Origin of the sequence: Segeticoccus rhizosphaerae, from assembly GCF_009192725.1 — a bacterium.
GTDB lineage: Bacteria > Actinomycetota > Actinomycetes > Actinomycetales > Dermatophilaceae > Segeticoccus > Segeticoccus rhizosphaerae.
On the sequence record NZ_VOHR01000683.1, the window covers coordinates 1 to 666 of the forward strand.

The window sequence follows — 666 nt, forward strand, 5'->3', positions numbered from 1 at the left end:
GGACCTCGGGGCCGGCGAGCTGGCAGAGAGGGTCGCGGCGGCACCGGACCTGGTCGTGGTGGCCGCACCCCCCGACGTCACGGCGGCGGTGGTCGCCGACGAGCTGCGGCACTGGCGCGACTGCGTGGTCACGGACGTCGCCTCGGTCAAGGGGTCCGTCCTCGAGGCGCTCCGGGCCACCGGCGTGCCACTGGACAGGTATGTCGGGTCCCATCCCATGGCCGGTCGCGAGCGCTCCGGTGCGGTGGCCGCCGAGGCTGACCTCTTCGAGGGACGCACCTGGGTTGTGGTGCCGGGGCCGGAGTCGACCCCGGCCGCCGTCGAGCTCGTCACCGGCGTGGCGGCCTCGGTCGGCGCCGCACCGGTGCGACTTGCACCCGGAGAGCACGACGAGGCCGTGGCCGCCGTCTCCCACGTGCCCCAGATCGTGGCCAGCCTGGTCGCGGGCCGCCTGCGTGACCTGCCGGCGAGCGCTGTCGCCTTGTCCGGGCAAGGGATTCGCGACGTCACACGCATCGCGGCGAGCGACCCCCTGCTGTGGACGCAGATCCTCGCGGCCAACGCGCCGGCGGTGCGGCAGGTGCTGGTCGCACTGGCCGCCGACCTCGCCGAAACGGTCGCGGCGCTCGCCGACCAGTGCGACCAGCACCTGCCGCACCGCCGGCG

Annotated in this window: 1 protein-coding gene; it reads left to right on the forward strand. The window is 75.4% G+C overall.

Annotated elements, in window-relative coordinates; all coding sequences use genetic code 11:
• A partial coding sequence (locus FRW57_RS22470; protein WP_152187122.1) for a prephenate dehydrogenase/arogenate dehydrogenase family protein occupies positions 1 to 666 on the forward strand: 666 nt, incomplete at both ends.